The sequence below is a fragment of the Stenotrophomonas sp. genome (assembly GCF_050737575.1).
Classification (GTDB): domain Bacteria; phylum Pseudomonadota; class Gammaproteobacteria; order Xanthomonadales; family Xanthomonadaceae; genus Stenotrophomonas.
In genome coordinates this window covers 294146-315213 of record NZ_JBOHXW010000004.1, presented here as the reverse complement: position 1 = coordinate 315213, position 21068 = coordinate 294146, and the positions used below count along the sequence as shown (strand labels likewise).

Below are 21068 nucleotides of genomic sequence, written 5' to 3'. Positions count from 1 at the left end.
ATGGCACAGCTCAGAGCACCGCGTAGTTCAGCAGTGGCTTGACCGTGCCCCACTCCTTGCAGCTCGGGCATTGCCAATGGTGGGTCCGCGCACCAAAGCCGCAACGGGTACAGCGATACGCAGGGTTGCGCACCAGCAACTGGTCGGTGATGTGCTTCAGATCCTGCAAGGTGGCGACCGGGTCGGCACCCTCGGCCAAGGTCAGGTCGATCAACGCCGACTCGCCACGCACCGACGGGCGATCCTTCAACTGGCGGCCAAGATAAGCACGCGCAGGCGCGAGGCCTTCCTGCTCTTCCATCAAGCGCGTCAACGCCAGCACCGGTGCGATACCGCGATAGTGCTCGGTCATCTCCGCGAGGAAGGCGCGCGCGCCAGCGATATCGCCAACGTTGCGATAGTTCTTGACCAGCTGCGGCAGGATTTCGGGCAGGTAATCCGGGTCGTTGCGTGCCGCACGCTCAAACGCACGCACCGCAGCCTCGTCATTGCCGAAATCGCTTTCCAGACGGCCCTCGATGATGCCCGCACGCACGCTCATGGCGTCGGCAGCGTTGGCGCGAATGATCGCCGCGCGCGCGTCATCCAGACGACCGGCAGCGCGATAACGCTCAGCCAACTCACACTCGAACTGACCAATCAACTTGCCCATCGGCTCGTCGGTGACCTGCTCGTAACGGGTAGCGTTTTCGATCGCCTTTTCCCAGTCGCGCTCGGCCTGATAGATGCTGATCAGATGCTTGAGTGCCTGCGGCGCACGCTGATCCAGCTGCGCCAACTCGGTGAACACCGTCTCGGCGCGATCCAGCAGCCCGGACTTCATGTAGTCCTCGCCCAGCGCCAGCAGTGCCTGCACGCGCTGCGCATCATTCAGATCACTACGATTGACCAAGCCCTGATGCAGTCGAATGGCGCGATCCACTTCGCCGCGACGTCGGAACAAATGCCCCAGCGCGACCTGCGTTTCAAACGTTTCCTTGTCCAGCTCGGCGATATGCAGGAACAGCTCAATGGCCTTGTCCGGCTGCTCGTTGAGCAGGTAATTCAAGCCACGAAAATAGGTGCTGGACAGGCGGCTGACCTGATTCTCGCTATGGCGCTGACCGCCGCGACGCCCCACCACCCAACCGGCGACTGCCGCAATCGGCACGCACAGAAAAAACCAGAACCACTCACTGATAAAGGCCATCTTCGATCAGCGCCCGTCGAAAGGAGAAGGAGATTGCACGGTAGCCGCCGGCTCGGGAACTGCTGCGGAAGCGGCCTTGTTGGCACGCCGCAACTTGGCATACATCGGCACGACCAGGCCGGCCAGCACCATGCCGCCACCGACCAATGCACCGATCAACAGTGATGCGATGATCGCGATGCCAGAGGTGGTCTTGAGCATCCAAAACGCCAGGCTGATTTCAATGGGCTGCGAATTTAGCGAGCCAATCACCAGGCCGCCGACAAGCACTGCCAGCAGGATCAACAAACGGACGACCTTCATGCCGCAGCTACTCCTATAACTAGAGGCCGTAGCTTACCGAATCAGCGCATGAATGCGCAGCGAAGCACGGCGGCCCGTTTCAGGCCGGATCGCTTTCCAGCGGCACCACCGAACTGACGCGTTCGCGCAGCTCCTTGCCCGGCTTGAAATGCGGCACATGCTTGCCCGGCAACGCGACCGACTCCCCCGTTTTCGGGTTGCGGCCCAGACGCGGCGGGCGGTAATGCAGCGAAAAACTACCAAAACCGCGGATCTCGATGCGATCCCCAGAGGACAACGCCCCCCCCATCATTTCCAACAACGACTTCACCGCCAGATCGACATCATCAGCCTTCAGGTGCGCCTGATGGCGCGCGAGGATTTCGATCAATTCGGATTTGGTCATTGCGTACTCGCCAATGGCAGGGTCTCAACCCTGAAGCGGCCCGGATTGTTATCCGGGCCGCCCAGGTCACATCTGCAACAGGATGCCCGATTACTCGGACTTGTTGCTGTTCAACTGTGCACGAAGCAGCGCACCCAGCTGGGTGGTGCCGCCGGAAGCGGACTGGTAGTCCTCCAGCGTTTCGCGCATTTCAGCATCGTCCTTGGCCTTGATCGACAGCTGCAGGGTACGGCCCTTGCGGTCCATGCCCACGAACTTGGCTTCGACCTTGTCGCCGACCTTCAGGTGCTGGGTCGCGTCGTCCACACGGTCGACACTGATGTCGCGTGCAGCCACGTAACCTTCGATGCCGTCAGCCAGTTCAATGGTCGCGCCCTTGGCGTCCACTTCCTTGACCACGCCCTCGACCTTCGAGCCCTTCGGATTGATCGCCATGAACTGGCCGAACGGATCCTGCTCAAGCTGCTTGACGCCCAGCGAGATGCGCTCACGCTCCGGATCGACCGCCAGAACAACGGCTTCCAGGGTGTCGCCCTTCTTGTAGTTGCGGACCACGTCTTCGCCGGTGGTGTTCCAGCTGATATCCGACAGGTGCACCAGGCCATCGATACCGCCGTCCAGGCCGATGAAGATGCCGAAGTCGGTGATCGACTTGATCTGGCCGGCAACCTTGTCGCCCTTCTTGAAGATGGCGGCAAAGGTTTCCCACGGATTGGCAGCAACCTGCTTCATGCCCAGCGAGATGCGGCGACGCTCCTCGTCGACGTCCAGGACCATGACTTCGACTTCGTCACCGACCTGCACAACCTTCGACGGGTTGACGTTCTTGTTGGTCCAATCCATCTCGGACACGTGCACCAGGCCTTCGACGCCCGGCTCGATCTCAACGAATGCGCCGTAATCGGTGACGTTGGAGACCTTGCCGAACACGCGGCTGTTAGCCGGGTAACGACGCGAGATGTTGTCCCACGGATCTTCGCCCAGCTGCTTCAGACCCAGCGAAACGCGGTTGCGCTCGCGGTCGAACTTCAGCACGCGCACGTCCAGCTCGTCGCCGACGTTCACGACTTCGGACGGATGGCGCACGCGCTTCCATGCCATGTCGGTGATGTGCAGCAGGCCGTCGATACCGCCCAGGTCCACGAATGCGCCGTAGTCGGTCAGGTTCTTGACGACACCCTTCAGAATCGCGCCTTCCTGCAGCTTGTCCATCAGCTGCTCGCGCTCTTCCGAGTGCTCGCTCTCGACAACTGCACGACGCGAAACGACCACGTTGTTACGCTTGCGGTCCAGCTTGATGAGCTTGAATTCCAGCTCCTTGCCTTCCAGGTAGGCCGGGTCGCGCACGGGGCGCACATCGACCAGCGAACCGGGCAGGAATGCGCGGACATCCTTGATGTCCACGGTGAAACCACCCTTGACCTTGCCGCTGATGCGACCGGTGATGGTTTCGTTCTTTTCCAACGCTTCTTCCAGCTCGTCCCACACCATCGCGCGCTTGGCTTTCTCACGCGACAGAACGGTCTCGCCGAAGCCGTTTTCGATCGAGTCGAGGGCAACCTTTACCTGGTCGCCCACACCCACGTCGATCTCACCAGCGTCGTTACGGAACTGTTCGATCGGCACGATGCCTTCGGACTTCAGCCCGGCGTTGATCACCACCACATCGCCACGGACCTCAACGACGGTACCGACAACGATGGAACCGGGCTTCAGCTTGGCCAGGTTGGCTTGACTGGCTTCAAACAGTTCGGCAAATGATTCGGTCATTAGATTTACTCAGTTGGACACACGGACAGCGGATCTGTTGCGGAAACCCGGACTGTCCAGCCTGTTGGACGACCCCATGAAAGCGGCCGCATGTGAATGAAAAAAGCCCACCACGCACCATTGCGCAGCGGGGTTGTTGCAACTTCATCTGCGACTGCAGCCGATGCACTGGCCACACTCAACGCTGCATTGGATCAAGCTTCCTTGAGGGAAACCAGACCCAGCACCTTGGCAACGACGTCGTCGATGCCAATACCGCTGGTGTCGATGAGAACGGCGTCTTCGGCCGGCCTCAGGGGCGCCACTGCGCGCTGTGCATCACGGGCGTCGCGGGCCATGATCTCGCGCAGGAGGTCGTCAAAGTTAACCGAAACCCCTTTTTCTTTCAACTGCTTATGCCGTCGCTGCGCGCGCTCCTCGGCGCTCGCAGTCAGGAATACCTTGAATGGGGCATCCGGGAAGATGACCGTCCCCATGTCACGACCATCGGCCACCAGCCCCGGCGAAACCCTGAACGCGCGCTGGCGCTCTTTCAGCGCGGCCCGCACTTCGGGAATGGCGGCGATGGCAGAGGCCAAAGCCCCCGTCGTTTCTAGGCGCAGCTCGTCGGTGGCGTCGGTACCGTTGACCAGCACACGCAGGCTCTCACCTTGTTCAGCGAACTGAACCTTGGTGTCGAAAGTACAGCGCACCAGCGCCGAAGCATCGGAGGTGTCGATGTCCGCCCAGCTGGCCGCCACACCCACCGCACGATAAAGCGCACCTGAATCCAAGTAGTGCCAACCCAGCTGCCGGGCGACGATACGGCTGACGGTGCCTTTGCCTGCCCCGGACGGGCCATCAATGGTGAGAACGGGGGAAAGCTGGCTCATCTGGCTGCCTGATCTGGACACGAATCAGGTTATTCTAGCGCCCTGCGCAGCCGTCCTGGCACGTCGTTCAATGCAACCACTTGAACGCGCATGGAATTACCCGGTAGAATGGCGGGCTTGAACGAGCGTCATCCTGCATAGCCGCGGCCGCGCTCTTGAAAATTCCAACAGTTATCCGCCGAGGTATGCAATGAAAGTCCTGTCCTCCCTGAAGTCGGCGAAGACCCGTCACCGTGATTGCAAAGTTGTTCGCCGTCGCGGCAAGATCTTCGTGATCTGCAAGTCGAACCCGCGCTTCAAGGCTCGCCAGCGCTGAGCCGGTCGGCGCAAGCCGACACCGGAATCCGAAAGGGTTTCGGCTTTTCACAAAAAGCCGCCTCCGGGCGGTTTTTTGTTGCCGTTTTTTTGCTGTAATCGTCACCTGTCCTCTGGGGAGAAGCGACCATGAAGCAAATGTTGAAAACACTGAGCCTGATCACCGCGCTGATCGCAGCACCTTCGGCAATGGCCGACACGCTGTTGATCGAACGTGCGCAGGAAAAGCCTGCCGGCGCATTGCCGGCGCGCGGCGAAACCGCCAGCCAGGTCGAAGCCCGCTTCGGCGCACCGCAGGAGCGATTGGAGCCGCGCGGCGGCCAGAAGCAACAGTGGCCGACCATCAACCGCTGGGTCTACCCGGCATTCACTGTCTATTTCGAGAAGCAGCGCGTGATCGATGTGGTTGCCAACCAGGCAGCTCCCAACGAAATCGGCCCGAAACCGCCGATCCGCTGACTTGGCCCGTGATGGCCAGCACCAACACTGGCCATCACTTCCGTCCCAGCGCCATCGCGCCGGGCTCTACCAGCAAGAAGAAATGAACGACACGCTCCGTTTTCCAGCCGAATGGGAATCCCAGTCCGGCGTATTGATCGCCTGGCCGCACGCCGATACCGATTGGGCTGACCGCCTGGCCGAGGTTGAAGAGACCTACATCGCGCTGGTCGCCGCCATCACCCGCTTCCAGCCGGTGCTGATCTGCGTGGGCGATGACGACATCGAAACCTACGCCGAGATGCGCCTGCGCTCCAACCGCATCGACATGGAGCGCGTGCATTTCGTCACCGCGCAGTACGACGACACCTGGTTGCGCGATTCCGGCCCGATCACGCTCAAACGTGCCGATGGAAGCTTCCAGTTGCTGGACTTCCGCTTCACCGGCTGGGGCGGCAAGTTTGAAGCCAGCCTCGACGACCAATTGGTGGGCGTGCTGCACGGCGCGGGCGTGTTCAACGCCAATGCCGAGGTGCGCAGCATTCCGTTCGCACTGGAAGGCGGCGCGGTCGACACCGATGGCGCCGGCACCCTGCTGACCACCTGGCAGTGCCTGCACGAACGTCATCCCGATCGTGACCGCGAATCGCTCAGCGCCGACATGGCGCAGTGGATGCAGCAGGACCGCGTGTTGTGGCTGGATCACGGCTATCTGGAGGGCGACGACACCGACGCTCATGTCGACACCCTCGCCCGCTTTGCATCGGCCGACAGCATCGTCTACCAGGACTGCGATGACGCGCAGGATTCCCACCACGCCGAACTGCGCGCGATGGGTGCGGAACTGGCGGCCATGCGCACCACCGACGGCAAGCCTTACCGCCTGTTCCCGTTGCCGTGGCCGCAGCCGGTGATCGACGACGGCCGCCGCCTGGCCGCCTCGTATGCCAACTTTCTGATCGTCAACGGCGCGGTGCTGATGCCAGCCTATGGCGACGTTGCCGACGATGCGGCCCGCGACGTGCTCGCACAGGCATTCCCGGACCGCGAAATCGTGCAGGTTCCCTGCCGCTCGCTGATCTGGCAGAACGGCAGCCTGCACTGCATCACCATGCAGCTGCCGGCCGGCTTGCTGGCCGCTCAGATCACGCCCTGATCACACCGTAACCACGCCCCGCTGGCGACGCTGCCAGCGGGCGCTTACGTTCAGCCGCAGCGGACATTCCGCTGCGGCTTCCGCGCTACCATGCGCCTTTCGCACGCAGGATCCGTAACCGAATGAGCTCCCGTCACACCCTGACCGTCGCCCTTGTCCAGGAACGCAACCACGGCGACGCCGCTGCCAATCTGGACGTCATCGAAGCCCGTGTGGCCGAGGCGGCCGCGCAAGGCGCGAAACTGGTGCTGTTGCAGGAGCTGCACAACGGTGCGTATTTCTGCCAGCACGAATCGGTGGACGAGTTCGACCTGGCCGAGCCGATCCCCGGCCCCAGCACCGAACGCCTGGGCGCATTGGCCAAGAAGCACGGCGTGGTGATTGTCGGTTCGCTGTTCGAGCGCCGCGCCGCGGGCCTGTATCACAACACCGCGGTCGTCTTCGAGAAGGACGGCACCTTGCTGGGCAAGTACCGCAAGATGCACATCCCCGACGACCCGGGCTTCTACGAGAAGTTCTACTTCACCCCGGGCGACATCGGCTTCAAGCCGATCGACACCTCGGTGGGCCGTCTTGGCGTGCTGGTGTGCTGGGACCAGTGGTACCCGGAAGCCGCTCGCCTGATGGCGTTGGCCGGCGCCGAACTGCTGCTCTACCCGACTGCCATCGGTTGGGATCCGGACGACGTGCAGGACGAAAAGAACCGTCAGCGCGACGCCTGGGTGCTGAGTCATCGCGGCCACGCTGTCGCCAATGGCGTGCCGGTGCTGAGCTGCAACCGCGTGGGTCACGAAGCATCGCCGATGGGCGCTTCGGGCATCGACTTCTGGGGCAACAGCCATGTGCTTGGTCCGCAGGGCGAGTTCCTGGCCGAAGCCGGCACCGACGCCACCCTGCTGATCTGCGACGTGGATCTGCAGCGCAGTGAACATGTGCGCCGCATCTGGCCGTTCCTGCGCGACCGTCGCATTGATGCTTACGGCGACCTGCTCAAGCGCTACATCGACTGATACAAGGCTTGCCGTGAACCTGCAGCTGCGCCCGGCCACCGCGGCCGACATTCCCGCCATCACCGCGATTTACGCGGTGGAGGTGCGTGAACTGGTCAACACCTACGAATACGAGGTGCCAGCCGAGAGCGAAATGGCGCAGCGCATGAGCGACATCCTCGCGCGCGGCTTTCCGTACCTGGTCGCCACGCTCGACGGTGCGCTGGCCGGCTACGCCTACGCCAACACGTATCGCGGCCGCATCGCCTACCAATGGACGGTGGAGAACTCGGTCTATGTCGATGCGCGCTTCCAGGGCCACGGCGTTGGCAGCGCGCTGATGCAGGCGTTGATCGACGACTGCACCGCACGCGGCTTCCGGCAGATGATCGCGGTGATCGGCGAACCCACCAATACGGCATCGATCAAGCTGCACGAACGCTTCGGCTTCCAGTTGGTCGGCATCTTCCGCGGCCTTGGCCGCAAGCACGGGCGCTGGCTGGATACGGTGCAGATGCAACGCGCGCTCGGCGACGGTGCCGACAGCGCCCCCACGAATGAATGACCCCATGAATGAAACCCCTATTGATGCAGGCGGCGATGTGCTGGCCGGCCAGCCGGTGCGCATCGTCGAACGCGATGGCGTGCGCTACACCCTGCTCGGCACTGCGCATGTGTCGCAGGCAAGTGTGCAGGCGGTGGAGCACGCCATTGGCAGCGGCCAGTTCGATGCGGTCGCAGTCGAACTGGACCCGCAGCGCCTGCAGGCACTGACCAATCCCAACGCGCTTGCGCAGCTGGATCTGGTCGAAGTGATCCGCAAGGGCCGCGTCGCCTTGTTTGCCGCCAACCTTGCGTTGGCCGCTTACCAGCGCCGGCTTGCCGAGCAGTTGGGCATCGAGCCGGGCGCCGAACTCAAGCGCGCGGTAACGCTGGCCAATGAAAAGAATCTGCCGGTGCATCTGATCGACCGCGATGTCGGCTTGACCTTCCGCCGTGCGTCACAACAGCTGGGCTTCTTTGGCAAGTTGAAACTGGTTGCCGGGCTCGGCGCCGGCCTGTTCTCCTCGGAGGATGTGGGCGAAGACGAGATCGAAAAGCTGAAGCAAGGCGACATGCTGGAGTCGAGCTTTGGTGAATTCGCCAATGAAAGCCCGGCGCTGTACGAAGCCATCATTGGCGAGCGCGACCGCTACATGGCCACGCGCCTGCGTCAGGAACACAACAGCGAACAGCGCAACGTGCTGGCGGTGGTTGGCGCCGGTCATCTGGCCGGGCTGGCACGCTATCTTGAAAGCGATAACGAGGCGCCCGATGCGCTGCGTGAGCAGCTGGAGTTGGTGCCGAAGAAGCGCAATATTCCGTGGATCACGCTGGGCATTCTTGCAGTGGTGCTGACGGGCATCGGGATTGGCTTCTGGCGCGGCGGCCTGGACATGGGCACACAGATGCTCGCGACCTGGGCGATGTACACCGGCGGTTTGGCCGGACTGGGCGCGTTGCTGGCCGCGAGCCATCCGCTGAGCATCCTCACCGCGATTGTGGTGGCGCCGTTCAAGCCATTCCGTTTGAGCATTCCCACTGGTGCGTTCTCGGCGCTGGTGGAAACGCGCCTGCGCAAGCCGACCTATCAGGACTTCCTGCAGCTGCGTGACGATGCGCAGACAGTGAAGGGCTGGTACCGCAATCGCGTCACCCGCATCGTGCTGACCTTCGTGCTGACCAACCTGGGCAGCATGCTGGGCTTGTGGCTGACGGGGTTCATTGTTTATGGGAAGTTGGCTGGGTAAGGCCTTGAGGCCTTCGAATCTAGAGCTTTAGGAGCGCTAGGAGCGCTTGAAGCGTTAGAAGCTCAAAAGCGCCCTCACCCCTACCCCTCTCCCGCACGCGGGAGAGGGGATTGGTTCTCATGTATTTTCTTGCACTGCCGCCTCCCCGGCTTCCGGCTGCGCAAACCTGATCGCAGACTTTTGCCTTGGCTTCTGCCTTGGCTTCTGCCTTGGCTTCTGCCTTGGCTTCTGCCTTGGCTTCTGCCTTGGCTTCTGCCTTGGCTTCTGCCTTGGCTTTTGCCTTGGCTTTTGCCTTGGCTTTCGCTTTGGCTTTCGCTTTGGCTGCCCCCTCTCCCGCTTGCGGGAGAGGGGTAGGGGTGAGGGGAGCGCTTGCTTCAGCTGTTGCTACTGTCTTTGCTGTTCGCAATCGCAGCAACCATTGCCGCCCTGTCCTCCAAGCAATCAGCTCTCAGCAACAGCCCCCTGCTCCAGTGCAGGCAGCCCACGCGCGCGTCGCACCAATCGCGCCGTGCCGGTACGAAGATCATCCAGCAATGCATAGATGGTCGGCAGGAACAGCAGGCTGACCACGGTCGAGAACGCCAAACCACCAGCAATCGCGCGCGCCATTGGGTAATACGGCGGCATGCCATCAGCCGTGGTCGTGTTCAACGCAATCGGCACCATCGCCAGGATCGCCGTGCCCATCGTCATCATGATCGGCCGCAGTCGCTCACGACTGCCTTCAATCAATGCCTCGGTACGCGATACGCCGCGTCGCCTCAGATTGTTGATGTGCTCGATCATCACGATGCCGTTGTTCACCACCACGCCCATCAATACCAGGATGCCGATCACCGCCATGATGTTCATCTCGGTGCCGGTCAGCCAGAACAACCAATACACGCCGTAGATCGAGAACAGCACGCAGGACATGATCGCCGCTGGGAACAGCAACGATTCGAATACGGCAGCCATGATCACGATCATCAAAATCAGCGCGATCAAAATCGCGTTCTTCATCTGATCCATGCCGTCGAAGTTGATGTTGAAACCCGCACCGCTGAACGTATAGCCATAGCCTGGCGGGAACTGCACGCGGTCCAGCGTTTCTTCCACCGATTTGCGTGCCTGGTCCATCGGCACGTCCTTGGCCAGGCCGGCTTCGATGCGCAGCATGGTCTGCCGGTTCAGGCGTTGGATCGAGTTCGCCGCCGGGTTGACGTTGACATCCACCATCGCCAGCAAGGGGATTTCCTTGCCGCTGGAACTGCGCACCATGAACGAGGACAGGTCCTCGATGCTGTACTTCTCAGAACCTGAAAAACGCACATTGACCGGAATTTCCACGTCATCACGATGGAAATCACGCAGTGACGAGCCACGCAGCGCCATGCCGACGAACTGCGCCACCTGCTGCGCGCTGAACCCGTACGACGCGGCACGCTCGCGGTTCACCCGCACCGCCAGCTCAGAGTTGGCATCGCCCACGTCCACACGCACATCGCGCAGCTTTGGATCACGCGCCAGGATCGGCACGATGTCATCGGCCAGCTCGCGCAGGGTCTGGCTGGAATCACCCACCAGGCTGAAACGCAGGCCCTGCCCATCGCTGCCCATGCCACCCGGCCAACCGATGCCGATCTTGGCGCGCGCCGACTGCGGCAGACCCTTGCGCACTTCTTCCTCGATCTTCTTGCTCTGCTCGCGGTCGTCGATGCTCAGGTACAAGCGGGTCTGCGCCCAGCCCTGCTCGGCAAACCGGCTGTACACGCGTTTGATCTTGAACTCGTCGCGGTGCGCATTGACGAAGTCCTCCACCCGCTCCACTTCCTTGCCCATCTCTTCCTTGGAATAGGAGCCCTTCCACTGGTAGAAGATGTTGATCTCGTCCGGATCATTGTCATCGCCGCCGCCGGTGGTATGGGTCATCGGCCACACGCTGAGCACGGAGACCAGCACGATGCCGGCCACACTCCAGCCACGATTCTGCAGGGTCCAGCGCAGTATCCGCGCATAGCGTTCCTGCAGGCGGCTGATGAACGGCGACTTCAACGCAGGCGGGGTCTTCATCCGCGCCGACAGCATCGGGATCAGGCTCACCGCCACCAGCCACGAAGCCAGCAGCGAGAACGAAATGGTCAACGCCAGCTGGGTCAGGTAGATGGTGATGATGTTCTTTTCACCGAACATCATCGGCAGGAACACCACGCAGTGACACAACGTGCCGGCAGACAACGCGATGGCCACGTGGCGGGTACCGATGATCGAAGCCATCTCCGGTTTCCCGGGGTACTTCTCGCGCTCCTGGTAGATGCTCTCCACCACCACCACGGCGTTGTCCACCAGCATGCCGACCGCCAGCAACAACCCCATCATCGAAATGATGTTCAGGCTGATGCCGGTGAAGTACATGAAGCCCAGCGTCATGATGAAACAGATGGGAATCGCCATCGACACCATCAGCGTTGACGGCCAATGCCGCAGGAACGCGTACAACACGATCACCGACAGCAACAGGCCGATGGCGCCAGCTTCGGCCAGTGCCAGCAGCGAGCTGGTGACCGCCTTGCCGGAGTCCCAGGCCACTTCGATATCGACGCCGCGCAACGCAGGGTCTTCACCCAGCCGCTCGACTTCCTTGTTCACCGCCCGCGACAGATCCACCAGGTTGGCCGAACGTTCCTTGTAGATGTCCACGCCGACACTGGGCTTGCCTTCCATCCGGCGCACATAGCTCATGCGCTGCGGCTGCAGGCTGACCTCGGCGATGTCGGACAGACGCGTGCCACGGTTGTTGACCGGCAGGTCGCGCAGCTCCTGCACTTCCAGCAGTTCACCCTTGGGCTGTACGCGCAGGCGCCGCCCGTCCTCGGTGATCTGCCCGGCCGAAACGGCGAAATTAGCCGCCTGCAGTTTCTGCACCAACTCATTGAGCGCCACGCCGTGCGCGCTGATGCGGTCCTTGTCCAGGGCAATCAGCACTTCCTGCTTGGCCACGCCTTCCACTTCGACGCGGGCCACGCCGGGCAGGCGCTCCAGGCGCTGCTTGATGGCGCGTTCGATCATGTCGGCGCGCGCGGTCAGGTCCTCCGCACTGTTCAGACGCAGGCTGATCGCTTCCTGGTCGCTGGTGCTCCAGCGCTGCACGTAATAACGGCGGAAGTCATCCGGCAGCTCGTCGCGCACCGCGTCGATACGCTCGCGTGCCTCGGATGCGGCCATGGCGATGTCGCGGTTCCAGTCGCTGAATTCGACCTGGATCTGGCCGCCCTCTGCGTTGGCCCGCGAGTTCATCGTCTTGATGCCCGGCATCGTGGCGATGGCCTCTTCCACCGGCCGCAGCAGGTTGCGCTCCACTTCTTCCGGGGTCGAACCCGGATACGGCAAGGCAATGAAGAAGAACGGAATGGACGCTTCCGGCTCGGCTTCCAATGGCAGCTTGAGCGCAGCGATCAGGCCGATCACCACCATCGACACGAACAACATGATGGTGGTGACGGGGCGGCGGATGGACAGCTCGGTGATGTTCATCCGGTCAGTCCTTGATGCCGCCGATGGCGTCCTGTTCGTGGCTCAACACCTGCTCAGCCTGGGCCATCGCCTGACGTGCCCGACGGCCACGCTCGGCGTAATACTCGTCCGGCTTGCGGTCCAACAGGTCGTACACCACCGGGATGACCAGCAGGGTCAGCATGGTCGAAACCAGCAAGCCGCCGATCACCGTGATCGCCATCGGCGAGCGCACCTCGGCACCTTCACCGAAGGCCAGGGCCAGCGGCAGGAAGCCGAACACCGCGCACAGCGTGGTCATCATGATCGGGCGCAGACGTGAGCGTGCGCCTTCCACCAATGCCTCGCGCTTGGCAACACCCTCTTCGCGCAGCTGGTTGACCTTGTCGATCAGGATAATGGCGTTTTTCACCACCAGGCCGACCAATAGAATCAAACCAATGAACACCACCACCGATACCGGAGAGCGCGCCAACAACAGTGCGGCCACCGCGCCGACGAGGGCCAGCGGAATGGTGAACAGGATGACGAAGGGATGCAGCAGCGATTCAAACTGCGATGCCATCACCAGGTAGACCAGGAATACGGCCAGCGCAAACGCGAACAACAGCGAGCGGATGGACTCGCCCAACTCCTGGCCCTGACCGCCGATATGCATGCCCACGTCCGTACCCAGCGGGTTCTTGGCGACCATGCTCTGCACTTCGGTAATGGCCTTGCCCAGGTCGATGTCGCGCAGGTTGGCCGAGACAATCGCCACGCGACGCTGGTCGGCGCGGTGGATCTCGCTGGGGCCGGTGGTGGCGACCACATCGGCCACCGATCCCAGCTCGATTGGCTTGGCGCCAGTCGGGTTGACGATCAGACGGCGGATGTCGTTGACCGATGCACGCTCGGATTCCTGCACGCGCACCAGCACGTCGATCTTGCGATCACGGAAGCTGTAACGCGTGGCGACATTACCCTTGACCTTGTTGACCACCGCATCGGCGATCTGGCGCGTGGTCAGGCCAAGCGCCGCAGCGCGATCTTGGTCGAACACCACCTGGATCTCCGGGAAACCCTGCTCCACGGTCGATTTGACGTCGGCATAGTGCGGGCTTTCGCGCAGCATGCCGGCCAGACGATTGCCGGCGACGCGGATGTCTTCGAGATTGTTGCCCTCGATTTCGATTTCCAGCGGCGGCGACAGCGCGAACAGTTCCGGACGAGCGAAATCCACCTGCGCCGACGGCCAGGCCTTCATGGTTTCGCGCAGCTTCTCGGTCAGTTCCGGCTCACGCTTGGTGTCATTCATCACCACCGACAGCTTGCCGATGTTCTCGCCGCTCTCGGTCGGGCTGGCATCCAATCGCGTACCAGTACCGGACACGCCGTACAGCAGGCGCACGCCGTCTTCGTTGGCATGCTTGCGCTGCACTTCGCGCACCAGTGCGTCGGTCTGCGCCAGTGGCGTTCCCGGCGGCAACTTGGCGGTCATCTCGAAGCGGTCCTGGGCCAGCTGCGGCAGTAAGTCCACGCCCAGCAACGGCAGTGCGGCCAAGGTCAAGGCGAACGCCAGCGTGGCAAAACCCAGCACCGGCCACGGACGCTTCAATGCCGCCGGCAGCGCGCGCAGGTAGCTTGCTTCCGCACGGCCGTACGGCGCCATCGCCAGATCGCTGGCCTTGCGCATCACCGGGCCGACCACTGCAGCGAGGCCACGGAACACGCGCACCACCGCCCACGCCGCAGCGTAGAAGCCATAGCGGAACATCGCGCCGATGCCACGGCCCGCGTAGGCGGCCGGCTTCTTCCAACGGCTTTCCGGGCGCCACGGCTCGCGCGGATCCTCCGCCGGGAATTCCAACGGCGGACGGCCCTTCAACGCGCTCAGCATCGGGATCAAGGTCATCGACACCACCAGCGACACGGCAATGGCAATCGACACCGTCAACGCCTGGTCGCGGAACAGCTGGCCAGCGATACCTTCAACGAATACCAGCGGCAGGAACACCGCGATGGTGGTCAGGGTCGAGGCAACCACGGCCATGAACACTTCGCGGGTGCCCTTGATCGCCGCTTCCAGAATACCCATGCCGCGCTCACGCGCCTTGGCAATCGATTCCAGCACCACGATCGAGTCATCCACCACCAGGCCGGTGGCAAGCGCCAAACCGCCCAGCGACATCACGTTCAAGCTCAGGCCCAATTGGCCCATGAAGAAGAACGTGGCAATGATCGAGATCGGCAGCGACAGCGAGATCACGAACGTGCTCCAGCCATCACGCAGGAACAGGAAGATGATCAGCACCGACAGCAGGCCGCCGATCACCGCATCGATCTTGACGTCCTTGATGGCGTGGCGAATGAAGACCGACTGGTCCTCCACCGTCGTCATCTCGATGTCCTTGGGCATTTCCTTGCGGATCTGTTCGAGCTTGGCTTCCAGCGCGTCTGCGGTGGAAACGGTATTGGCATCGCCTTCCTTGTAGACCGCCAGCTCCACGGCTTCATGTCCGGCCGCGCGGATCACTGCCTCGCGTTCCTTGTAACCCTGACGCACCTGAGCCACGTCTTTCAGCCGCACACTGGGCGCACTGCTGCTGCCATCGCTGCGCATCGCGGCGATCACGTTGGGGTCGCTGCTGCCGAGGATGGCCGACATCAGCTGACGGTTCTCGCCCGTGGTGCTGGCGGCACCGGAACCGCTGGCCGTGGTCAGCAGCATTTCACGCATCTGCTCGACCGTGGTGAACTGGTTGACCGTACGCACCAGGTAACGCTGCGAACCTTCTTCCAGACGGCCGCCAGACAGGTTCACGTTCTCCTGCTGCAAACGCTGGATCACCGTGTCCAGCGACAGCCCCAGCGCGGCCAGCTTGCGCTGGTCGATATCGACTTGAATCTCATCTTCCAGACCACCGCCGACCTTGACCGCAGCCACGCCGCTGACCGGCTCGAGCTTGCGCTTGAGGTCTTCGTCGGCGTAACGGCGCAGTTCCATCAGGCGACGCACCGCGTCGGCCTCGTTGCCTGCCTCCTGCTTGGACGACAGCGCCAGTCGCATGATCGGCTGGGTCGACGGATTGAAGCGCAGCAATACCGGGGGCTTGGCCTCCAGCGGCAACTGCAGCGTCTCCATCTTGTCGCGCACGTCCAGCCCTGCCTGCTGCATGTCCGTGCCCCAAGCGAACTCCAGCACCACGTCGCTTTGACCGGTGCGCGAGATCGACTTGAGTTTGCGCAGGCCCTTGACGATGCCCAGCGCTTCTTCGGCCGGCTGCGAGATCAGCGTTTCCACTTCTGCTGGCGCGGCACCTTCGTAGTCGGTGCGCACGGTCAAGGTGGGATAACTCAGGTCCGGCAGCAGCTCGACCTTCAGGCTGGACAGCGAAATCAGGCCGAACAACACCAGGGTCAGCGTCATCATCGCGATGGTGACGCGGCGGCGCGTGGCGAATTCGATCAGGTCGAAGCCACCGCCAGAACTCGACGGTTGGTGCGCACTCATTGCTTGGACGCCTGTGCAGCTGCCGGCGCCTTGGCCGCCGCTGCCACTTCCTTCTCCTTGCCGATCACCTGCACCGCACTGCCCTCACGCAATGCAGCCTTGCCGGCGATGACCACTTCATCGCCCTGCTGCAGGCCGTTGCGCACTTCAACGAAGCCCGCATCGTCATAGCCCAGCGCCAGTTCGGTACGCACGGCCTTGCCGTCGCGCACCACATACACCGCCGGCTTGCCGCCGTCTTCCAGCAAGGCGGCACGCGGCACCACCAGCGCATCGGCACGCTGGTCGTAGTTGATGCTCAGGCGGCTGAACATGCCGGCCTGCAGTTCCTGGTCACCAGAAAAACTGGTCACCACGCGGAACGTACCCGAGCCCGTGTCCACGACCGGCGCCACGCGATTCACCTCGCCGCTGAAACTCTTGCCCGGCAGCGCATCAACCTGCAGCGACACCACTTGTCCGGGCTTGAGCTTGGCGATCTCACGCTCGGGCACATTGAGCGTTGCCTCCAGGCGGGCGCTGTCGACGATACGAATGATCGGCGAGTTGATCTGCACGAAGTTGCCCGGCTTGATGTCGCGCGAAGCAACCACACCGGAAATCGGCGCCACCACCGTGGTGTAGGACAGCTCCAAGGTCGCCATGCGGTACATGGCGCGCGCGTTCTCCAAGTCATAACGCAACTGGTCCACATCCGCCGCACTGACCAACTGCTGCTGCACCAGTTTCTCGGCGCGGTGGTAACTGTTTTCCAGCTTGCGCATCTGCGCTTCGCTCTGCGCGACGCTCAGGCGGGCGCGGTCCGGGTCCAGCCGAACCAGCGGCTGCCCGGCGCGTACCAGCTGCCCTTCTTCAACCAGTACCGCCAGCGCCACACCGGAGGTCTTTGCGACCACCTGCGACTCCGCGCGCGGCTCCAGCGTCGCGGTGCCCGCATAGCTGGCGGCAATCGCGCGGCGCTCGGCCTTGGCCACTTCAACCGGCACCGCATCACTGGCCTTCTGCTCATCCGGCGTCTTGGCCTGGGCCTCTTCGCCGCCGGGCTTGCAGCCGCCCAACAGCAAGGAAGTGGTGATCAGGAGTGCAGCAGCGCAGCTTCCGGTGCGGCCGTGCTGAGAAAAGAATCGCGACATCGTCAGGTCCCTGGGGATGCATTGGCTGGGTGTTGTAGCAAAGTATTGCACCACCCCACATGACCACCATGCGCCAAAGGTCATGGGTGTACCCAGCTTGGCGATCCGCCTTGCAAATCCGGTGACGCACCGCAGCATCTCCAACCGGTTCCGAACAGCTAAATACGCGGGCTATACTCGGCCCGTTCCGTGTCCCCACGGCGGAACCCCAGACCCGCTTACCGGACAAGGAAACCATGCGCTCGCAGCCGCTCGCCGCTTGTTTCGCTCTGGCTCTCGCCCTGCCCATCGGGGCCGCCAACGCTGTTCAGCAGTCTGATTCCGCCGCATCACCCGCGCCGGCCACTCCACTGGTCGGCCAGCCCGACACCGGACGAACCCTGGCCTATACCTGCCAGGGTTGCCACGGCATCACCGGCTACAAGAATGCCTATCCCAGTTACCGCGTCCCCAAGATTGGTGGCCAGTCGGCCGAGTACCTGACCCAGGCACTCACCGAGTATCGCGAAGGCAAGCGCAAGCATCCGACGATGCAGGCGCAATCCATGAGCTTCAGCCCGCAGGAAATCGCTGATCTCGCCGCCTACCTGTCCACCGTCAAATAGGCATCGCCCATGTCGAAAGCAACGCACGCAACGCGCTTGTCCGTCGTCCTGCTGGCCGCCTTTGCACTGGCGGCCTGTTCGCAGTCACAGGTGGAATCCGCGGATACATCCGCCGCCGATCCTGGCCATGCCAGCGGCGAACACGGCGCCAGTTCGTCGGCCGGACTACCGCAGGGGCGCACCGCCGCCGGCGAGCACCTGGCCAACGCCAAGGGCAAAGCGACCGGCCAAAGCTGCATCGACTGCCACGGCGCCGACGGCAACCAGCCCATCGACCCGACGTACCCGCGATTGGGCGGGCAATACGGCGATTACCTGGCCCACGCCCTGCAGGCGTACCGCAGCGGCAACCGCGACCACATGTTGATGACGCCGCAAGCCGCCAACCTCAGCGACCAGGACATCGCCGACCTGGCCGCCTACTTCGGCTCACGCCCCAGCCAGCTACGCGATCTGCATGGCGTGAACTGAGCAAGCGCTGCAGTCCGAACGAAAAGAAGCCGCCTGTTGGGCGGCTTCCTTTTTTGGCTTGCCGGCCGTGAACTGCTGCATTAAAGCCCCTCTCCCCCTGCGGGGGGACGAGGAGTAGCTTGCGAATCATTGATTCGCTACTCCACTAGCGCCTTCGCGCCTAGCGAAGGCCGGGGCGCGAAGCGGGGGGTTGGGGAGAGGGGAAAGGTGCGAAAAAAAGACAATCAACGGCTGCCGTTGTCTTCCTGCAATTCCTTCTTGAACGGGATATCTGGTGGCGGCCGCGCCTCGGCCGGCTGCTCCTGCATATTGGGGTTGGTCAACCCGCACCCACCGCCAAACTGCAGCATCGACACCACGCACGAAATCTTGTTGCTCGTGCCGGGGATCGGAATCTCCACACTCTTGATGCCCTTGCGCACCCACTCGGCCAGCAGCGACTCGTTGGGCACCCAATATTTCTCGAACGAGGTCGGCGTGTAATCGTACGGCGGCCGCTTGAGCCAGGTTCCCGAATCGGAAATGCGGTCGCGCGTCCATGTATCCGCATCACCGCCCGGCGCGCCGCGTGCGTTGTCCTTGCCTGCGCCCTCGTCGGCCAGTCGCACACCACCATCGGCATTGAATAAACCACGGCCCTTGTCCGACTGCCCACCGGCACTGCCGTCCACCTGCCGTTGCGATGCACCCCAATCGTCCGAACGCACCGGCGAATCCCAACCGCCGCTACGATCCTGCGGCTTCGGTCCCGCACCGGCACTCGTACCCGGTCGTGGCGACGGATTGGCAGCGGCGGTACTGCCCTGCGCGGCATTGCTGGATTGCGCAGACGTTGCCGCGCCGGCGCCGGTCGCACTGGCGGGTTTTGCCGCAGCGCCCGCAGGTGCAGCGGAAGACGTCGCAGCATCGGGTGCACCCGGAAGCTGCCGCTCACGCACTGCGACCGTCGGCGTCTTGAGTTGCACGCTGCTGGTTTCGTTGGACCGAAGCTGCGCCATCGCCACCGGCTGCGTCGAAGCCGCTTCCACCTGACGCTCGCGCACCGCCATCTCCGGGCCGGTCATCTGCACATCGGCCACGCGCTGACGCACCTGCGCCATCGCGACCTGCTGTTGCGGCATGGTTTCGATCTGTCGCTCACGCACCTGCACGTCCGACGTTTTCAGCTGCGGCTGCACGCTGGGCGGCGCGCGTGCGGATTGCGTGACCTGCGGACGCTCCGCCGCCGTTTCCACCACACGTTCGCGCACCTGCACCTGCGGCGCACTGACACTCGGCGTGCTCAACGCGGGCGGCCGCAACGTAGGTGGCGGCAGCACGAAATCAGTCGTCGGCTGTTGCGCCTCGGTTACCTGCAGTGGCTGCGCGATCGGCATTTCCGGCGACGGCTTTGATGCATCAATCGGCACCAACGGCTGTTCGTCATCCGTTACTTCGGCAGGAGTGGCGGCAGCCGTCGCAGTCGGTTCGGCGGGGGCCGCCGCAGGCGCCGCAGCTGCCGAGGCACTGGCATTCGCACTTGCAGCCGCCGATGAAGCTGACGCTGATGCCGCAGCCGACGCATCCGCCTGCTCCTGTCCCTGCGCCTGTGGAGCGCCACCGCCTTCTTCGTCCGGCGTGCCTTTACCGATGTATTCGATCTGTACGCGCTCGCCTTCTTCAGCGCTCTGCTCCGGCGCCGGGCTGCGGATCAACGCCACCCACACCAGCAGCAGGGCGAACAACAAATGCAGCGCAGCACTGAAGAAGGCCGCAAACCCGCGCATCACGCGCTGGTCGCGCGGCGGTGGATCACCACCTTGCCAAAGCAGCAACAGCATCGTCAGCAAGAACGGACGCGGCTTCGGAGCGCGCTCACGCGGTCGCTCCGGTTTGGCGGCGATAACGCCGGCCACATCGGCATCGGCAAAGGCCGACATCGCCTTGGACGCGCGCGTGCGCACCCAGTGGCTCCAGCTGTACGGCATGCCGGTGCGACGGTCGTGCAAGATGCTGGCCTGCCGGCGCGTGGCCAGCAGGTCAATAAAGTCGGTAACTGACGTCACCGGCATGCGGCGGCTACCGCCTCAGACCGCGCGCGGGATATACGGGGCCTGACCGGTGTCATGGTCAGTGGCATCGCGCACGGCGGTCACGCCGGGCACCCGTCCCATCAAGGTCTTCTCGATCCCCTGCTTCAAGGTCACATCGGCCATGCCGCAACCGTGGCAACCGCCGCCGAAGCGCAGCAACACCACGCCGTCGGCGGACACTTCCTGCACCGCCACCCGACCACCGTGGGAGGCCAGCTGCGGATTGATTTCGTTTTCCACCACCCAATGCACACGCTCGACCATCGAGGCGGCATCGCCGGGCGCTTCGCCCTTGATCTTCGGCGCCTTGATGGTGAGTTGCTGGGTGCCAGCGGCCTGGGTGACGAAGTCGATCTCGGCGCCGTCCAGCCAACCCACGCTGGTGGACGCGACATATAAGGTGAAGCCATCGCAATCGATCGCCCACTCATCACCGAGCAGTTCGCTGGGGTCGGCAAACTCCAGGCGCGCGTCGGCACGCGGCGTACCGGGCTCCACGGCGCTCAGGCGCACGCCCATGCCGGGCACGGCCTCGCGTTCGATCAACTTGCGGAAATAGCTTTGAGCGGTATCTGAGATCTGGATCATGCGCGTA

General features: G+C 63.2%; 18 protein-coding genes. 8 read left to right on the top strand and 10 right to left on the bottom strand.

Annotated features, from left to right (window positions below; translation table 11 throughout):
- Nucleotides 1-10: 10 nt before the first annotated feature.
- The 5 genes from lapB to cmk form a co-directional block, all read right to left on the bottom strand.
- Nucleotides 11-1189, bottom strand: a complete 1179-nt coding sequence (gene lapB, locus ACREP4_RS10015) for a lipopolysaccharide assembly protein LapB (RefSeq protein ID WP_431596029.1) — start codon at nt 1187-1189, stop codon at nt 11-13.
- A gap of 6 nt (nt 1190-1195) precedes the next feature.
- Nucleotides 1196-1492, bottom strand: a complete 297-nt coding sequence (locus ACREP4_RS10010; protein ID WP_431596028.1) for a lipopolysaccharide assembly protein LapA domain-containing protein — start codon at nt 1490-1492, stop codon at nt 1196-1198.
- Between the two features lie 79 nt (nt 1493-1571).
- Nucleotides 1572-1877, bottom strand: coding sequence for an integration host factor subunit beta (locus tag ACREP4_RS10005; RefSeq protein WP_057628209.1), 306 nt, complete (start codon nt 1875-1877; stop codon nt 1572-1574).
- Nucleotides 1878-1967: 90 nt separating this feature from the next.
- Complete coding sequence (rpsA, locus tag ACREP4_RS10000; protein WP_431596027.1) at nt 1968-3647, bottom strand: 30S ribosomal protein S1; 1680 nt, start codon at nt 3645-3647, stop codon at nt 1968-1970.
- Between the two features lie 194 nt (nt 3648-3841).
- Nucleotides 3842-4519 carry a (d)CMP kinase gene (cmk, locus tag ACREP4_RS09995; RefSeq protein ID WP_431596026.1) on the bottom strand — a complete coding sequence of 226 codons (678 nt, stop codon included), beginning with the start codon at nt 4517-4519 and terminating at the stop codon, nt 3842-3844.
- 190 nt (nt 4520-4709) lie between these two features.
- Here cmk and ykgO point away from each other — a divergent pair, with 190 nt between their 5' ends.
- From ykgO to ACREP4_RS09965, 6 genes are all read left to right on the top strand, one after another.
- Nucleotides 4710-4835, top strand: a complete 126-nt coding sequence (ykgO, locus tag ACREP4_RS09990) for a type B 50S ribosomal protein L36 (RefSeq protein ID WP_057628212.1) — start codon at nt 4710-4712, stop codon at nt 4833-4835.
- A gap of 128 nt (nt 4836-4963) precedes the next feature.
- On the top strand, nt 4964-5293 hold the full coding sequence (locus ACREP4_RS09985; RefSeq protein ID WP_431596025.1) for a hypothetical protein: 330 nt from the start codon (nt 4964-4966) through the stop codon (nt 5291-5293).
- 82 nt (nt 5294-5375) lie between these two features.
- On the top strand, nt 5376-6428 hold the full coding sequence (locus ACREP4_RS09980) for an agmatine deiminase family protein (protein ID WP_431596024.1): 1053 nt from the start codon (nt 5376-5378) through the stop codon (nt 6426-6428).
- A 122-nt stretch (nt 6429-6550) separates the two neighbouring features.
- Nucleotides 6551-7438 (top strand): carbon-nitrogen hydrolase, encoded by an 888-nt coding sequence (locus tag ACREP4_RS09975; protein WP_431596023.1) that lies wholly within the window; start codon nt 6551-6553, stop codon nt 7436-7438.
- A 13-nt stretch (nt 7439-7451) separates the two neighbouring features.
- Nucleotides 7452-7982 carry an N-acetyltransferase family protein gene (locus ACREP4_RS09970; RefSeq protein ID WP_431596022.1) on the top strand — a complete coding sequence of 177 codons (531 nt, stop codon included), beginning with the start codon at nt 7452-7454 and terminating at the stop codon, nt 7980-7982.
- Nucleotides 7975-9207, top strand: coding sequence for a TraB/GumN family protein (locus tag ACREP4_RS09965; RefSeq protein WP_431596021.1), 1233 nt, complete (start codon nt 7975-7977; stop codon nt 9205-9207). The genes ACREP4_RS09970 and ACREP4_RS09965 overlap by 8 nt, the downstream gene beginning before the upstream one ends.
- Nucleotides 9208-9648: 441 nt before the next feature.
- Here the strand turns inward: ACREP4_RS09965 and ACREP4_RS09960 are convergent, their stop codons facing one another.
- From ACREP4_RS09960 to ACREP4_RS09950, 3 genes are read right to left on the bottom strand one after another with little or no spacing between them, the layout of a single operon-like run.
- The gene (locus ACREP4_RS09960) at nt 9649-12720 is read right to left on the bottom strand and encodes an efflux RND transporter permease subunit (RefSeq protein WP_431596020.1); all 3072 of its coding nucleotides are present in this window, start codon (nt 12718-12720) and stop codon (nt 9649-9651) included.
- Nucleotides 12721-12724: 4 nt separating this feature from the next.
- Nucleotides 12725-16192, bottom strand: a complete 3468-nt coding sequence (locus ACREP4_RS09955) for an efflux RND transporter permease subunit (protein ID WP_431596019.1) — start codon at nt 16190-16192, stop codon at nt 12725-12727.
- Nucleotides 16189-17325, bottom strand: a complete 1137-nt coding sequence (locus ACREP4_RS09950) for an efflux RND transporter periplasmic adaptor subunit (protein ID WP_431596018.1) — start codon at nt 17323-17325, stop codon at nt 16189-16191. Before ACREP4_RS09950 ends, ACREP4_RS09955 begins: the two co-directional genes overlap by 4 nt.
- Nucleotides 17326-17561: 236 nt before the next feature.
- Here ACREP4_RS09950 and ACREP4_RS09945 point away from each other — a divergent pair, with 236 nt between their 5' ends.
- Nucleotides 17562-17930: a c-type cytochrome gene (locus ACREP4_RS09945; protein WP_431596017.1), complete on the top strand. Its 369-nt coding sequence runs from the start codon at nt 17562-17564 to the stop codon at nt 17928-17930.
- Nucleotides 17931-17939: 9 nt separating this feature from the next.
- Nucleotides 17940-18401, top strand: a complete 462-nt coding sequence (locus ACREP4_RS09940; RefSeq protein ID WP_431596016.1) for a c-type cytochrome — start codon at nt 17940-17942, stop codon at nt 18399-18401.
- Nucleotides 18402-18625: 224 nt separating this feature from the next.
- Here the strand turns inward: ACREP4_RS09940 and ACREP4_RS09935 are convergent, their stop codons facing one another.
- Nucleotides 18626-20452, bottom strand: a complete 1827-nt coding sequence (locus ACREP4_RS09935) for a hypothetical protein (protein ID WP_431596015.1) — start codon at nt 20450-20452, stop codon at nt 18626-18628.
- A 15-nt stretch (nt 20453-20467) separates the two neighbouring features.
- Nucleotides 20468-21061: an NfuA family Fe-S biogenesis protein gene (locus tag ACREP4_RS09930; protein WP_431596014.1), complete on the bottom strand. Its 594-nt coding sequence runs from the start codon at nt 21059-21061 to the stop codon at nt 20468-20470.
- Nucleotides 21062-21068: the final 7 nt, after the last annotated feature.

Excerpts from the sequence above, each read along its gene's own strand:
- ACREP4_RS09960 (WP_431596020.1), bottom strand. The coding sequence starts at position 12,720 with ATGAACATCACCGAGCTGTCCATCCGCCGCCCCGTCACCACCATCATG.
- ACREP4_RS09965 (WP_431596021.1), top strand. The coding sequence starts at position 7,975 with ATGAATGACCCCATGAATGAAACCCCTATTGATGCAGGCGGCGATGTG.
- ACREP4_RS10010 (WP_431596028.1), bottom strand. The coding sequence starts at position 1,492 with ATGAAGGTCGTCCGTTTGTTGATCCTGCTGGCAGTGCTTGTCGGCGGC.
- cmk (WP_431596026.1), bottom strand. The coding sequence starts at position 4,519 with ATGAGCCAGCTTTCCCCCGTTCTCACCATTGATGGCCCGTCCGGGGCA.
- ykgO (WP_057628212.1), top strand. The coding sequence starts at position 4,710 with ATGAAAGTCCTGTCCTCCCTGAAGTCGGCGAAGACCCGTCACCGTGAT.
- ACREP4_RS09980 (WP_431596024.1), top strand. The coding sequence starts at position 5,376 with ATGAACGACACGCTCCGTTTTCCAGCCGAATGGGAATCCCAGTCCGGC.
- ACREP4_RS09935 (WP_431596015.1), bottom strand. The coding sequence starts at position 20,452 with ATGCCGGTGACGTCAGTTACCGACTTTATTGACCTGCTGGCCACGCGC.
- ACREP4_RS09930 (WP_431596014.1), bottom strand. The coding sequence starts at position 21,061 with ATGATCCAGATCTCAGATACCGCTCAAAGCTATTTCCGCAAGTTGATC.
- ACREP4_RS09945 (WP_431596017.1), top strand. The coding sequence starts at position 17,562 with ATGCGCTCGCAGCCGCTCGCCGCTTGTTTCGCTCTGGCTCTCGCCCTG.
- rpsA (WP_431596027.1), bottom strand. The coding sequence starts at position 3,647 with ATGACCGAATCATTTGCCGAACTGTTTGAAGCCAGTCAAGCCAACCTG.
- ACREP4_RS09950 (WP_431596018.1), bottom strand. The coding sequence starts at position 17,325 with ATGTCGCGATTCTTTTCTCAGCACGGCCGCACCGGAAGCTGCGCTGCT.
- ACREP4_RS10005 (WP_057628209.1), bottom strand. The coding sequence starts at position 1,877 with ATGACCAAATCCGAATTGATCGAAATCCTCGCGCGCCATCAGGCGCAC.
- ACREP4_RS09975 (WP_431596023.1), top strand. The coding sequence starts at position 6,551 with ATGAGCTCCCGTCACACCCTGACCGTCGCCCTTGTCCAGGAACGCAAC.
- ACREP4_RS09985 (WP_431596025.1), top strand. The coding sequence starts at position 4,964 with ATGAAGCAAATGTTGAAAACACTGAGCCTGATCACCGCGCTGATCGCA.
- lapB (WP_431596029.1), bottom strand. The coding sequence starts at position 1,189 with ATGGCCTTTATCAGTGAGTGGTTCTGGTTTTTTCTGTGCGTGCCGATT.
- ACREP4_RS09955 (WP_431596019.1), bottom strand. The coding sequence starts at position 16,192 with ATGAGTGCGCACCAACCGTCGAGTTCTGGCGGTGGCTTCGACCTGATC.
- ACREP4_RS09940 (WP_431596016.1), top strand. The coding sequence starts at position 17,940 with ATGTCGAAAGCAACGCACGCAACGCGCTTGTCCGTCGTCCTGCTGGCC.